Raw genomic sequence first — 14,217 nt, forward strand, 5'->3', positions numbered from 1 at the left:
AACCGAAAAAAGTGTGAGAGAGTGCAACCTACAGAAAAATGCTATCTACTCTGGATCAAATTTGATGTAAATGGTGTGTTAAATCGATTGTGAATGACCATCGCTTCCGGCAGGATACGGTCGCCCTGGTAAACATAGATATCTTTGCCACGTTCCGGCAGGGTAATAAAACGGCAAGCCACGGCATTGCTGATACATAATTTTGGAGAGTTTTGATGGCTATTAGCACACCGATGTTAGTGACATTCTGTGTCTATATTTTCGGCATGATATTGATAGGGTTTATTGCATGGCGTTCAACCAAAAACTTTGACGATTACATTCTGGGTGGACGCAGTCTGGGTCCATTCGTGACCGCGTTATCCGCCGGGGCATCTGACATGAGCGGCTGGTTGCTGATGGGTCTGCCTGGCGCGATTTTCCTGTCGGGGATTTCAGAAAGCTGGATCGCAATTGGCCTTATTTTGGGTGCGTGGATCAACTGGAAACTGGTGGCCGGACGTTTACGCGTGCATACCGAATACAATAACAATGCGCTGACGTTACCGGATTACTTTACCGGTCGCTTTGAAGATAAAAGCCGTATTCTGCGTATTATCTCCGCGCTGGTTATTCTGCTGTTTTTCACCATCTATTGTGCTTCCGGTATTGTGGCAGGGGCGCGTCTGTTTGAAAGCACCTTTGGCATGAGCTACGAAACAGCGCTGTGGGCGGGGGCGGCCGCGACGATTATTTATACCTTTATCGGTGGTTTCCTGGCGGTAAGCTGGACCGATACCGTCCAGGCCAGCCTGATGATCTTCGCCCTGATCCTGACGCCGGTGATGGTAGTCATTGGCGTGGGTGGGTTTGACGATTCGCTGGAAGTGATTAAACAAAAGAGCATTGAGAACGTGGACATGTTCAAAGGGCTGAATTTTGTTGCCATTATTTCCCTGATGGGCTGGGGTCTGGGCTATTTCGGTCAGCCGCATATTCTGGCGCGCTTTATGGCGGCTGATTCTCACCATAGCATTGTTCATGCCCGCCGCATCAGTATGACCTGGATGATCCTGTGTCTGGCAGGTGCAGTTGCCGTTGGCTTCTTTGGTATCGCTTACTTTAACAACAACCCACAGCTTGCCGGTGCCGTTAACCAGAACGCCGAACGCGTGTTTATTGAACTGGCGCAAATCCTGTTCAACCCGTGGATTGCCGGTATTCTGCTGTCTGCGATCCTCGCTGCGGTAATGTCGACTCTGAGCTGCCAGCTGCTGGTGTGTTCCAGCGCAATCACCGAAGACTTGTATAAAGCGTTCCTGCGTAAAAATGCCAGCCAGAAAGAGCTGGTATGGATTGGTCGCATCATGGTGCTGGTTGTGGCGCTGGTGTCTATCGCGCTGGCGGCGAACCCGGAGAACCGTGTGCTTGGTCTGGTAAGCTACGCCTGGGCCGGCTTTGGCGCGGCGTTTGGTCCGGTGGTTCTGTTCTCCGTAATGTGGTCGCGTATGACGCGTAACGGCGCGCTGGCCGGGATGCTCATCGGTGCGGTGACGGTAATCGTCTGGAAGCAGTTTGCCTGGTTGGGTCTGTATGAAATCATCCCGGGCTTTATTTTCGGCAGCATCGGTATTGTGGTCTTCAGCCTGTTGGGTAAAGCGCCTTCAGCCGCTATGCAGCAACGTTTTGCCGAGGCTGATGCGCATTATCACACAGCTCCGCCATCACGTTTACAGGCAGAGTAATCCGCCTCGCTCCTTAAGCCCGCCGCGTGCGGGCTTTTTTATTTGTCCCCGCTGCAAAACCGCCCTAATCGTTACCCGCCTAACTGTTTACATTAAGTCATCATTCTCAAAACATTCTGCTTGAGTTTTTCTTTACTGTAATGATAATCACTATCACTGTAATTTACTTTTCTTTTCATCAATTGACTGAGAATAACGTTTAAGGGTTCTTCGCATGTTTGTTCCATTTCTTATTATGTTGCGCGAAGGGTTAGAGGCCGCGCTGATAGTCAGCCTGATTGCCAGCTACCTGAAACGGACTCAGCGTGGTCGATGGATTGGTGTGATGTGGATTGGTGTTCTGCTGGCGGCGGCGTTATGTCTGGCGTTAGGCGTTTTCATCAATGAAACCACCGGTGAATTTCCGCAAAAGGAACAGGAGCTGTTTGAAGGCATCGTGGCGGTCATTGCCGTGGTGATCCTCACCTGGATGGTGTTCTGGATGCGTAAAGTTTCGCGCAACGTCAAAGTCCAGCTTGAACAGGCTGTCGATAACGCGTTGCAACGCGGCAATCATCACGGCTGGGCGCTGGTGATGATGGTCTTTTTTGCCGTTGCCCGTGAAGGCCTGGAATCGGTGTTCTTCCTGCTGGCGGCATTCCAGCAGGATGTAGGCATTTGGCCACCGTTAGGTGCGATGCTGGGGCTGGCCACCGCAGTGGTACTGGGTTACCTGATTTACCTCGGCGGCATTCGCCTCAACCTCGGGGCATTCTTCAAATGGACCAGCCTGTTCATTTTGCTGGTGGCCGCTGGTCTTGCCGCTGGGGCCATCCGCGCGTTCCACGAAGCCGGGTTATGGAATCATTTTCAGGATGTGGCGTTTGACATGAGCAGCGTGCTTTCAACGCATTCGCTGTTTGGCACATTGATGGAAGGTATTTTCGGCTATCAGGAAGCGCCGAGCGTCAGTGAAGTCGCCATTTGGTTTATCTACCTGATTCCGGCATTGATTATGTTTGCACTGCCGCCGCGTTCAGGCACTACGGCATCGCGTACCGCACCCAGATAAAAACGCGATGCAGAACACTACTTAGTTACAACATACTTATTTATAGGGATAGGTTATGACGTTTAATTTTCGCCGTAGTGCGCTGCAGTTGGGTATTGCCGCGCTGTTTACCTCCGCTTTTTCTGCACAAGCCGCCGATATTCCGCAGGTGAAAGTCACGGTTAACGACAAACAGTGTGAGCCGATGACGATCACGGTTAACGCTGGGAAAACGCAGTTCATCATCCAGAACCACAGCCAGAAAGCGCTGGAGTGGGAGATCCTTAAAGGGGTTATGGTGGTTGAAGAACGTGAAAACATTGCGCCGGGCTTTAGCCAGAAAATGACAGCTAACCTGCAGCCTGGTGAATATGATATGACCTGCGGTCTGTTGACCAACCCGAAAGGCAAACTAATTGTAAAAGGTAGCGCAACGGCGGATGCCGCGCAGGGCGATGCTCTGCTGAGCCTAAGTGGCGCGATTACTGAATACAAAGCCTATGTGACAGCTGAAACTGCACAACTGGTTGCGGGCACCAAAGCATTCACCGATGCGATTAAAGCTGGCGATCTGGAAAAAGCGAAATCGCTGTATGCACCAACCCGTCAGCATTATGAGCGTATTGAACCGATTGCTGAACTGTTCTCTGATCTCGACGGCAGCATCGATGCACGTGAAGATGATTATGAGCAAAAAGCCGCCGATCCTAAATTCACCGGCTTCCACCGTCTGGAGAAAGCGTTGTTCGGCGACAACACCACCAAAGGCATGGACAAGTATGCCGACCAATTAAACAGCGATGTTCTTGACCTGCAAACGCGTATTAGCGAGCTGGCCTTCCCACCGTCAAAAGTGGTTGGCGGGGCAGCAGGACTGATTGAAGAAGTCGCTGCCAGCAAAATCAGCGGAGAAGAGGATCGCTACAGCCATACCGATCTGTGGGATTTCCAGGCCAATATCGATGGCGCGCAGAAAATCGTCGATCTCCTGCGCCCTCAGTTACAAAAATCCAATGCTGAGCTGTTGGCGAAGGTGGATGCGAACTTCAAAAAAGTCGATACCATTCTGATCAAGTACCGTACCAAAGACGGTTTTGAAACCTATGACAAACTGACCGACGCCGATCGCAATGCGCTGAAAGGGCCAATCACGACGCTGGCGGAAGACTTGTCGCAATTACGCGGTGTTCTGGGTCTGGATTAAGCAAAATGCAGCAAGATAATGAAAACGGCGTGAGCGAACCTTCACGCCGACGTTTACTGAAAGGGATGGGCGCCCTGGGTGGGGCGCTGGCGCTGGCGGGTGGATGTCCGGTTGCCCACGCGCAAAAACCACAAAGCGCGCCGGGAACGCTGTCCCCTGATGCGCGTAGTGAAGCGCAGCCGTTTTATGGTCAGCATCAGGCAGGGATCCTGACGCCACAGCAGGCATCGATGATGCTGGTGGCGTTCGATGTTCTCGCCAGCGATAAGGCTGATCTGGAACGCTTGTTCCGCTTGCTGACCGCCCGATTTGCGTTTCTGACCACGGGCGGGCCGGCACCGGATACGCCGAACCCGCGTTTACCCCCTATGGATTCCGGTATCCTCGGCGCATACATTGCGCCAGACAACCTGACGATGACGTTGTCAGTCGGCGCCTCGCTATTCGATGAACGTTATGGCCTGAAATCGCAGATGCCGAAAAAGCTGCAAAAAATGACCCGCTTCCCGAATGATTCGCTGGATGCGGCGTTGTGCCATGGTGATTTGCTGCTGCAGATTTGTGCCAACACGCAGGACACCGTTATCCATGCGCTGCGCGATATCATTAAACATACGCCCGATCTCCTTAGCGTGCGCTGGAAACGTGAAGGGTTTATTTCCGACCATGCCGCGCGCAGCAAAGGCAAAGAGACCCCGGTCAACTTGCTTGGCTTTAAGGACGGCACCGCGAATCCGGACGCGACGGATGCGAAGTTGATGCAAGACGTGGTGTGGGTTACGGACGGGCAGGGCGAACCTGTCTGGGCGCAAGGTGGTAGCTATCAGGCCGTCAGGCTCATTCAGTTTCGCGTCGAGTTCTGGGATCGTACGCCGCTGAAAGAGCAGCAAACGATATTTGGTCGAGATAAACACACCGGCGCGCCGCTGGGTATGCAGCACGAGCACGATGTGCCTGACTATGCCAGCGATCCCGAAGGTGAGGTGATTGCGCTCGACAGTCATATCCGCCTGGCGAATCCGCGCACGAAAGAGACCGAGTCCAGCCTGATGATGCGCCGTGGCTACAGCTATTCGCTCGGTGTGACCCCATCCGGTCAACTGGATATGGGACTGTTGTTTGTCTGCTATCAACACGATCTGGAAAAAGGCTTTTTGACTGTGCAGAAACGCCTCAACGGTGAAGCGCTGGAAGAGTATGTCAAACCAATTGGTGGGGGCTACTTCTTTGCTTTGCCGGGTGTCAAAACCGCAGATCAATATCTGGGACAGTCTCTACTCAAAGCCTGATGATCACGCCCCGTTGTACAGCGGGGCTTTTCCTGACATCTGTATGAATGAACAAATTATTTTTTATGATCGGTACGAGACTGAAATAATTTTGTCATCTCTCTGCAAGAGACTGTCTCTGGTGATTAGATAGAATTTAAGTTAACGACAAGTAAAAATATTGTTGCATTAACGAAAGATTATGATGTAATTATAAGAAACAGCGGTAGTTCCCGGCGGTGATAGTCGTTCACTATGGAGATCGCGATGGAAAAGTCCTGTATTGGACACATTTTTCACAGTAGCTGCAGTACGTTACGCGGACGTTTCTCTTCCGGTAGCCACCTCGTCATCGCTAAATCTCTCACCCTTTCACTTCTTATCTTCGTAACTGACACCTTGTACGGTGCGCGTAGCCGTGTGTGGCGTCTTATCCGAAAGCAAGCAATGGCTTACAAGGAAGCCAACCCTCAGATGTTCGTGCGCATAATCGTGCCGCCAACGGCGCGTGTGATGTATACCTACAACTCAAGGTGCTATCCATGGGAAGACAAAAAGCAGTGATCAAAGCTCGTCGTGAAGCAAAACGTGTGCTGAGGCGGGATTCGCGTAGCCATAAACAACGTGAAGATGAATCGGTCACCTCGCTTGTGCAGATGGGCGGCGTAGAAGCGATTGGTATGGCGCGTGATAGTCGCGACGCCACGCCAATCACGGCGCGGAATGAAGCTCAGGCCCAGTACCTGAATGCTATTGAGAGTAAACAGCTGATCTTCGCTACCGGTGAAGCCGGGTGTGGGAAAACCTGGATCAGCGCGGCAAAAGCAGCAGAGGCCCTGATCCACAAAGACGTGGACAGGATCATTGTAACCCGTCCAGTTCTGCAAGCTGATGAAGACCTCGGCTTCTTACCTGGAGATGTTTCCGAGAAGTTTGCGCCTTATTTTCGTCCAGTGTATGACGTGCTGGTGAAACGTCTGGGCGCCTCCTTCATGCAATATTGCCTGCGGCCTGAGATTGGTAAGGTGGAAATCGCGCCATTCGCCTATATGCGTGGACGCACATTTGAAAATGCAGTGGTCATTCTTGACGAGGCTCAGAATGTTACTGCAGCACAGATGAAGATGTTTTTGACTCGCCTCGGGGAGAATGTGACGGTGATTGTGAACGGGGATGTGACCCAGTGCGATCTACCCGCCCACGTTCGCTCAGGGCTAAGCGATGCGCTGGCCCGTTTCGAAGAAGATGATATGGTTGGGATTGTTCGTTTCAATAAAGACGATTGCGTCCGTTCGGCACTCTGTCAGCGGACGCTCAATGCTTACAACTGATAAGTACTCCGTCTTCAAGGCCCGGGAAACCGGGCTTTGTTATTTGACGTCAGCAGATTACTTTCTTTTGCTGCTCCAGTAGTTGGCGCAGGCCTGGTCAAACAGCTGGTTATTTTCGTCTATTTTCTTTAGCGCTTGTGCCAGAAAGGTCAGTAGGTCATCCTTATAAATCCCACCTTCCGTAGTTTCTTTTCGTAAGATCCGATTGCTGGTGTAGGTTTTTTTAATGGTGACGTTATGCCTGACGTTGCAAATAACCGTTCGCTGATACTCTTCGTAGAATCGGCTGTCAGGATCGAAAAACGTATTTATTTCATTCGGTGTACGTTTGAGGATTTTTCGCGAGAAAACCTTCAACGGAATAAATCCTGCTTCGTCTGCCTGCGACATGATCTCATCAAGCAAAGTTCCTTCTATGTTTAACATGCCGTTATTTTCCTGATTGCTTGAGAAAGCGGTAGTTACAGCATAAGAGTGGTTTAGATAATGTGCAACGGGGCAGGGGATGATGCCTGATAGCACGTTGCTTATCAGACCTACAGGTTAACGCTATTCAGGACGGCTCACATGCGAAAAAGAGCCCGTACTTGCGTACGAGCTCTTTCTCGAATATGTCGGTGAGGGGGGGATTGACTCGCTTCGCTCGCCCTTCGGGCAGCCTGTTCGCTGCGCTCTCAGTCTGTCCAACTGGCTGCGCCAGTTGTCGACCCCCGGTCGGGGCTTCTCATCCCCCCGCAGGCGTGCAACATGCGAAAAAAAAGCCCGTACTTGCGTACGAGCTCTTTCTCGAATATGGCGGTGAGGGGGGGATTCGAACCCCCGATACGTTGCCGTATACACACTTTCCAGGCGTGCTCCTTCAGCCACTCGGACACCTCACCATATTGTTGTCCCTGTGCTACCGGAACGGGCGCTAATTTAGGGAAATACCGCTCCGGCGTCAATCAACTTTTTGAAAAAAACGTGCATTTACACAAACTTCAATCAATATGCAGCTTAAATAAGCGGGAATTGTTTTTTTTGCCAGCACCCTAAAATTTGCTACTCTGATGTTCCCTCGAAAAATGATGATTATAAGTGCGAGTACGTTCCGCATAACAATGTTCAGGAGACGCTATGGATATAATTTTCTATCACCCAACATTCGATACAACCTGGTGGCTTAATGCGCTGACAAAGGCCATACCTGGCGCGCGGGTCCGTGAGTGGAAGGCAGGTGATAATGCGCATGCTGACTACGCGCTGGTCTGGCATCCTCCGGTTGAAATGCTCGCCGGACGAAAATTAAAAGCCGTATTTGCGCTGGGTGCGGGCGTCGATTCTATTCTCAGTAAACTAAACGCTCATCCGGAAATGTTGGATGCGTCGATCCCGCTTTTCCGTCTGGAAGATACGGGGATGGGCCTGCAAATGCAGGAATATGCGGTTAGTCAGGTATTGCACTGGTTCCGTCGCTTTGATGACTACCAGGCATTAAAAAACCAGGCGAAATGGCAACCGTTGCCAGAATATACTCGCGATGAGTTTAGCGTCGGGATCATGGGCGCTGGTGTTTTAGGCGCAAAAGTTGCAGAAAGTCTGCAAGCATGGGGGTTCTCGCTACGTTGCTGGAGTCGTACGCGTAAATCCTGGTCTGGTGTGGAAAGCTTCGCCGGTACCGAGGAACTGAGCGCGTTTTTGAGTCAAACTCGCGTGCTGATCAACCTCCTGCCTAATACGGCAGAAACCGTAGGCATTATTAACGCTGATTTACTCAGCCAATTGCAGGATGGCGCTTACGTGCTCAACCTGGCGCGCGGCGTTCATCTCAATGAAGACGATCTTCTGGCATCGCTGGACAGCGGCAAAGTGAAAGGTGCCATGCTGGATGTCTATAGCCGTGAACCGCTGCCGGAAACCAGCCCGCTATGGAAACATCCGCGTGTGGCAATGACGCCGCATATCGCCGCGGTAACACGCCCGGCAGAGGCGGTGGACTACATCTCCCTTACGATTTTGGGCCTGGAAAGTGGGAAATCCGTAACGGGTCAGGTCGATCGCGTTCGGGGATATTGATGGTAACCCGGCAAGTGCCGGGTTTCAGCTAATAAATGGCGACGATACCTGCTATCCTTGACGGAAAATGACTACAGGAGAGAGTTATGTATCCCGTTGACCTGCATATGCATACCGTCGCCAGTACCCACGCCTACAGCACCTTAAGTGATTACATCGCCGAAGCCCATCGCAAAGGCATCAAGCTGTTTGCCATAACCGATCATGGACCGGACATGGCGGATGCGCCTCATCACTGGCACTTTATTAATATGCGCATTTGGCCTCGTATCGTCGATGGCGTAGGGATCCTGCGCGGTATCGAGGCGAATATTAAGAATATTGAAGGCGAAATCGACTGTTCAGGTCCGATGTTTACCTCCCTGGATCTCATCATTGCGGGCTTCCATGAGCCGGTTTTTGCACCTCACGATAAAGACACCAATACCCAGGCAATGATAGCCACGATGGCCAGTGGTCACGTGCACATCATCAGCCATCCGGGGAATCCTAAATATCCCGTTGATATCACAGCGATTGCGCAGGCGGCGGCAAAATACCAGGTCGCGCTGGAAATCAATAACTCCTCGTTTTTGCATTCGCGTAAGGGGAGTGAGGACAATTGTCGCGCGGTCGCTGCGGCAGTGCGTGATGCCGGAGGCTGGGTGGCGTTAGGATCGGATTCACATACCGCTTTCACACTGGGTGAATTTGGTGAATGCCGTAAAATTCTGGATGATGTAAATTTCCCGGAAGACAGAATTTTAAACGTCACCCCTAAACGCCTGCTGGCGTTTCTGGAATCGCGAGGCATGGAGCCGATCGCGGAATTTGCTGAACTGTAATTGTTACTAACTGGAATATATCAATGAACGAGTTTTCTATCCTGTGTCGTGTACTGGGCTCGCTGTTTTACCGCCAACCGCAGGACCCTTTACTGGTTCCTCTGTTTACCCTGATTAGTGAAGGTAAACTGTCCGCCAACTGGCCGCTGGAACAGGACGAACTGCTCACTCGTCTGCAGAAAAGCTGCGATATGCCTCAGTTGGCTGCGGATTACAACGCGCTGTTTGTCGGCGACGAGTGTGCGGTGCCGCCTTATCGTAGCGCCTGGGTAGAAGGGGCGAAAGAATCCGATGTTCGTGCTTTTCTTTCTGCCCGCGGAATGCCGCTGGCAGGTACACCTGCAGATCATATTGGCACGCTGTTGCTGGCGGCTTCATGGCTTGAAGATCAGTCTGCGGAAGATGAAAGTGAAGCACTCGAAACCTTGTTTGTGGAATACCTGTTGCCCTGGTGTGGCACGTTCCTTGGCAAAGTTGAAGCGCACGCAAACACACAGTTCTGGCGTACCATGGCACCGTTAACGCGTGATGCCATTGGCGCGATGTGGGACGAATTGCAGGAAGATACTGAAGAATAAATGTGATTTAGATCTCATTAAACTGCAACTCAAATTACATCATTGCATGAATTGTGTGCACGATCTCATTCCCATGCCGTTTTTCTGCTAAGATACGCGGCATGAACATACTTCTCTCAATTGCAATCACAACGGGCATTCTCTCTGGGATTTGGGGATGGGTGGCCGTATCTCTTGGTTTACTCAGTTGGGCGGGCTTTCTGGGCTGCACGGCCTATTTTGCCTGTCCGCAGGGTGGGCTGAAAGGGTTGTGGATCTCGGCGTGTACGCTGCTAAGCGGTGTGGTGTGGGCGTTGGTGATTATTAACGGTAGCGCGCTTGCCCCGCATATGGACATTATTGGTTATGTCATGACGGGAATTGTCGCGTTTCTCATGTGTATTCAGGCAAAGCAATGGTTGCTTTCATTTGTGCCGGGTACCTTTATTGGCGCATGCGCAACGTTTGCAGGGCAGGGTGACTGGCAGTTGGTCGTGCCTTCTCTGGCGCTGGGGCTGGTATTCGGCTATGCGATGAAAAACAGCGGATTGTGGCTGGCATCTCGTCGTGAGAATCGGCTATCGTCGACGCTGACCAGTAAATAAAAAAAACGTGAGGGTTTTCCTCACGCTTTTTATGCTGTATCGACCACTCAGGATTCCGGAGGTACCGACAAATGGCGGTATTTAACCAGGATGTCATTATCAACTTGTTTCTTATCCTGCAAATCCCACAATCCGCGATCAATCCCGTCATTAATCAGGAAGATAACGCCGGTTTCAATTGCTGACATCAGACAAAGCATAACCGGTTCGTTAGAGGTGTAGCCAATTTCACCTTCCAACAGTCGCTGGTAGTCAATGAAGCGGAATACCCCAGCCTGCACTTCATAAGACAAGATAGTTTTGCTGGTATTCACCGATGAGAGGATTTCACCGGTACTGACGTTAACCACACGCAGGTTGACCGCTATCTGGTCGAGCTGGTACTGCGTATCGGCGCCAATACCGAAATAGCGCGCACCAACGCCACCCGATTTAACGTTGCTTTCATAACCAATAATTGACCCTTCTACCATGATGTTTGCCGCGGTCAGAGACTGCAGAGGGATCCGGTTATTAATGGCAACTGTGCCGTTTTCCTGAGCTGCACGAATGATTTTTCGTTCGTTAAGCAAGTTCTGCAATCCCTGACGTTCCAGCGGAACGAACCAACGAGAATCCTTCAATGCGGTGACAAGCATCGCCGTGGCGCTTTGCGGGACGGCGGTTGAGAAGTTACTTGCCGGATAAGGTTTAAACTGGCCAGTCTCATCCTGAATATTGTATACCGAGACAAAAATCTTACCTGTAGGCATGGGCAGGTGCGTCAAGTCTTTATAGCTTTGGGCTCGGGGCATTAATGTCGGCTTAGCGGCTTCTTGCGGCGGGGCTGTTAAACATCCGCTGAGTAAAATTACTGCCACCATGATAAGTAAGCGCTGCATGATTTTTTCCTTTCGTGGCTATAATTTAGAAATCGGTCGACTGATTTTGTAAACCCGACACTTCAATAGTCGACGTTCTCCCCGTTTTCCTGTCCGTGACATTCAGTTGCAGTTGTCCATCCCGGTTGGCGATATCAACGATAAAATCGCTGGTTACCATCCTTCCCGGCTTACCGGTATTGATATTGGTAAGTAAGCCACCGAGTATTTGTGACTGGATCGCCTGGGTAAAGTTATCCAGCGCTGTTGGGGTTTCAATGCCGTAGTCGCCGGCACTCGGATCTTTATACGAGTTTTGCGCCTGGGCGCTGTTCAGTAAAAAAGAGCCGTTATTTGGGTTACCACCAAAGTTAGGGTTGCGGAACTGGAACGTCATATTTCCGGCCCAACTTAATGGTGAAATCAGCATGAGCAAAACCACTGCATGTTTGACACGCATGAAAGCCTCCGGACAAAATCATGTTTTAGAATTCATCGCGCGCTAAATCGCTCGTGCTTAATAGTGTTTGATCTATTTGCCGACGATTTAATGCTTCCTCTGTTTCTGCCAATGCAAAGACCACAATTTTGTCGAAGTCTCTTTTCGTCGGGAATAAAAAAGTCTGGAAGATAACGTCCTGATTGACCGTTATGGTGATCCAACTTCCCCAACGTGCACTGGGTCTTTCATTAATGGTTAAGTTTCCTGTGTACTTACTTTCCCACTTGTCACTAAAGGCCCGGTAAAAATCATGGCCAATGGAAGAGACAGTGTGGTCGGTTAACAGTCCGGGAACCTCCACCTCTACAGCCGCGTGTAGATTCCCGGCAGCAAGGAACAAATTTGCTGCCACAATCCAGGTCAAATAGCGTTTCATGGCTTTATCGCCTGAGGTTATCATTGGCCCACGAGACCGCCTGCGTACGATTTTTGACAGCTATCTTTTTGAAAAGATTATAAAGATGTGTTTTCACCGTATTTTCACTAATAAATAGTGAACGCGCGATTTCAATATTTGAGGCGCCGATACGCAGTTTATTAAGGATCTCTTTTTCACGGTGCGTAAGTAATGCCGACTCCGTGCTGTTATAGCGGTAGTTCCCGGAATGCGTGATCAGGTAGCTGGCGAGCTTTTGCGAAAAGTAACATTCGCCCCGCAACACACCCTGCAAACCGCTGACTACACGCTGCTCATCTTCAGTTGCGTAAAATACGCCATTGATATGCGGCCAGTTTTCAATATCCCGGTAAGGATAATCATCTGGGGTATTCAACAATAAAGTTTTTATATTGTTGTTTTTTCTGCTCAAATTATCTTGCCAGTAATGGATCAGTTTTTTATCTGCCTCCATCATATCCAGTAAAACAATGCAGCTGGAGGATATATCATCCAGAGAACGTTGAATATTATGTAGTTTTCCGGTTAACGCCAGCGATTGCTTTAAATGCTGTAATAACGCAGTTGCCTGCAGGGATGGTTTAGTGATCAACAATAATGTATGACCATGAATACTATGGACTTCATTAAACATGATGAAACTCCACTTTTTAGTCGCACACCTGACAGTTGCCTCTACTAAAATAGAGGCACCAGAAGTACTGACAGATGTTGCACTGCTGTGTAGAAATAAAACTTCGACCCAACGGGGTGAAAATATTAAAACAAATGGACTTCAACTGATTTCAATCTAGCTATTACAAATCTTAAAGCAAGTGTTAAACATGTTACATAATGTAAATTTATATATTAAAATGTGATTTTTGCGTTTTTGTGGAGTTTAGATTTGATAGTAAAGTTGTACATTTTAGCGTTATTGCATAGATTTAAAAAATCATACAAATTATAATATCTTATTGAATTTTAAGAAATAAAATTATAATTAGATGGTTTTAGATTTCTAATGAATTTTGATTTTTTTGTCTCACTTTAAGTTGAACAATTTTAGATAGAAAAAAATGACACTTGTCACGACTTGTACCGAGGACAATCCCACTACCGTCTGCAAGGCCCAGAAAACGCGGGAAACGCGTTTTTTTGTTACTGCATAGAAATTCACTCATCGGGTTACAAAAGAAATAAAATCCAGAGCTATAACGGTGTTAATTGCGGTTAATTAGTACTTTGGGGTGAATCTGGATATAAAAATACAACTGGTGGGTGAGTTATTTAAAATGTTTCAACGGACATACTCTTCATCGTAACGTGGCGTTAACAAATGTAAGTCACGTTAACAATAATTTGAGTGGTAAATAATTTAACCTTATGTACGACCAGGTCCAGGGTGACAACATGAAAAACAAGTTGTTATTTATGATGTTTACAATGCTGGGTGTGCCTGGGATTGCATCCGCTACAAGTTATGATTTAGCTAACTCAGAATATAACTTTGCGGTAAATGAATTAAGTAAGTCTTCATTTAATCAGGCAGCCATTATTGGTCAGGTTGGCACTGCGAACAGTGCAAATACTCGACAGGGGGGCTCGAAGTTATTGTCGGTTATTTCGCAAGAAGGTTCTGGTAACCGAGCGAAAACAGACCAGACGGGGTCATATAACTTTGCATATATTGATCAAACGGGTAGTTCCAATGACGCGAGTATTAAACAAGGTTCATACGGTAATACGGCGGTAATTATCCAGAAAGGTTCTGGTAATAAAGCCAATATTACTCAGTACGGTACACAAAAAACAGCAGTTGTGGTGCAGAGACAGTCGCAAATGGCAATTCGCGTTACTCAACGCTAATCCATTAACGAC

15 protein-coding genes and 1 tRNA gene are annotated in these 14,217 nt (G+C 49.2%); 10 read left to right on the forward strand and 6 right to left on the reverse strand.

Annotated elements, in window-relative coordinates; all coding sequences use genetic code 11:
- Positions 1-215 precede the first annotated feature (215 nt).
- The 5 genes from putP (at position 216) to phoH (ending at position 6,557) form a co-directional block, all read left to right on the forward strand.
- Complete coding sequence (gene putP, locus GPJ68_RS08850) at positions 216-1,724, forward strand: sodium/proline symporter PutP (RefSeq protein ID WP_016152586.1); 1,509 nt, start codon at positions 216-218, stop codon at positions 1,722-1,724.
- 214 nt (positions 1,725-1,938) lie between these two features.
- Complete coding sequence (gene efeU, locus GPJ68_RS08855; RefSeq protein ID WP_104652250.1) at positions 1,939-2,775, forward strand: iron uptake transporter permease EfeU; 837 nt, start codon at positions 1,939-1,941, stop codon at positions 2,773-2,775.
- A 55-nt stretch (positions 2,776-2,830) separates the two neighbouring features.
- Positions 2,831-3,958, forward strand: a complete 1,128-nt coding sequence (gene efeO, locus GPJ68_RS08860; RefSeq protein WP_180837246.1) for an iron uptake system protein EfeO — start codon at positions 2,831-2,833, stop codon at positions 3,956-3,958.
- Positions 3,959-3,963: 5 nt separating this feature from the next.
- The gene (gene efeB / locus GPJ68_RS08865; protein ID WP_104652252.1) at positions 3,964-5,247 is read left to right on the forward strand and encodes an iron uptake transporter deferrochelatase/peroxidase subunit; all 1,284 of its coding nucleotides are present in this window, start codon (positions 3,964-3,966) and stop codon (positions 5,245-5,247) included.
- A 521-nt stretch (positions 5,248-5,768) separates the two neighbouring features.
- A complete protein-coding gene (phoH, locus tag GPJ68_RS08870; protein ID WP_016152592.1) occupies positions 5,769-6,557 on the forward strand; it encodes a phosphate starvation-inducible protein PhoH in 789 nt (262 codons plus the stop codon).
- 57 nt (positions 6,558-6,614) lie between these two features.
- On the opposite strand, the gene GPJ68_RS08875 is transcribed toward phoH, so the two are convergent.
- Both GPJ68_RS08875 and GPJ68_RS08880 read right to left on the reverse strand, forming a co-directional pair.
- A complete protein-coding gene (locus tag GPJ68_RS08875; protein WP_172860402.1) occupies positions 6,615-6,983 on the reverse strand; it encodes a hypothetical protein in 369 nt (122 codons plus the stop codon).
- A gap of 367 nt (positions 6,984-7,350) precedes the next feature.
- Positions 7,351-7,438 (reverse strand) — tRNA-Ser (locus GPJ68_RS08880).
- Between the two features lie 235 nt (positions 7,439-7,673).
- On the opposite strand from GPJ68_RS08880, the gene ghrA reads away from it, so the two are divergent.
- From ghrA to GPJ68_RS08900, 4 genes are all read left to right on the forward strand, one after another.
- Positions 7,674-8,612 carry a glyoxylate/hydroxypyruvate reductase GhrA gene (gene ghrA, locus GPJ68_RS08885; RefSeq protein WP_104652254.1) on the forward strand — a complete coding sequence of 313 codons (939 nt, stop codon included), beginning with the start codon at positions 7,674-7,676 and terminating at the stop codon, positions 8,610-8,612.
- Positions 8,613-8,698: 86 nt separating this feature from the next.
- A complete protein-coding gene (locus tag GPJ68_RS08890; protein ID WP_016156173.1) occupies positions 8,699-9,436 on the forward strand; it encodes a phosphatase in 738 nt (245 codons plus the stop codon).
- A gap of 23 nt (positions 9,437-9,459) precedes the next feature.
- A complete protein-coding gene (locus tag GPJ68_RS08895) occupies positions 9,460-10,014 on the forward strand; it encodes a molecular chaperone (RefSeq protein WP_104652255.1) in 555 nt (184 codons plus the stop codon).
- 101 nt (positions 10,015-10,115) lie between these two features.
- On the forward strand, positions 10,116-10,598 hold the full coding sequence (locus tag GPJ68_RS08900; protein WP_016156175.1) for a DUF1097 domain-containing protein: 483 nt from the start codon (positions 10,116-10,118) through the stop codon (positions 10,596-10,598).
- Between the two features lie 47 nt (positions 10,599-10,645).
- On the opposite strand, the gene csgG is transcribed toward GPJ68_RS08900, so the two are convergent.
- Genes csgG through csgD form a run of 4 tightly spaced genes read right to left on the reverse strand, consistent with a single transcriptional unit; the run spans position 10,646 to position 12,991 of the window.
- A complete protein-coding gene (gene csgG / locus GPJ68_RS08905) occupies positions 10,646-11,479 on the reverse strand; it encodes a curli production assembly/transport protein CsgG (RefSeq protein ID WP_016152598.1) in 834 nt (277 codons plus the stop codon).
- Between the two features lie 25 nt (positions 11,480-11,504).
- Positions 11,505-11,918 carry a curli production assembly/transport protein CsgF gene (gene csgF / locus GPJ68_RS08910; protein WP_016152599.1) on the reverse strand — a complete coding sequence of 138 codons (414 nt, stop codon included), beginning with the start codon at positions 11,916-11,918 and terminating at the stop codon, positions 11,505-11,507.
- A gap of 25 nt (positions 11,919-11,943) precedes the next feature.
- Positions 11,944-12,336, reverse strand: a complete 393-nt coding sequence (gene csgE, locus GPJ68_RS08915; protein WP_016152600.1) for a curli production assembly/transport protein CsgE — start codon at positions 12,334-12,336, stop codon at positions 11,944-11,946.
- Between the two features lie 4 nt (positions 12,337-12,340).
- Positions 12,341-12,991 (reverse strand): biofilm master transcriptional regulator CsgD, encoded by a 651-nt coding sequence (gene csgD, locus GPJ68_RS08920; protein ID WP_003036091.1) that lies wholly within the window; start codon positions 12,989-12,991, stop codon positions 12,341-12,343.
- Between the two features lie 758 nt (positions 12,992-13,749).
- Between csgD and csgB the strand changes: the two genes are divergently transcribed.
- Complete coding sequence (gene csgB, locus GPJ68_RS08925; protein ID WP_019076446.1) at positions 13,750-14,205, forward strand: curli minor subunit CsgB; 456 nt, start codon at positions 13,750-13,752, stop codon at positions 14,203-14,205.
- Positions 14,206-14,217 lie beyond the last annotated feature (12 nt).

It is taken from the genome of Citrobacter sp. 172116965 (assembly GCF_013458095.1).
GTDB lineage: Bacteria > Pseudomonadota > Gammaproteobacteria > Enterobacterales > Enterobacteriaceae > Citrobacter > Citrobacter braakii.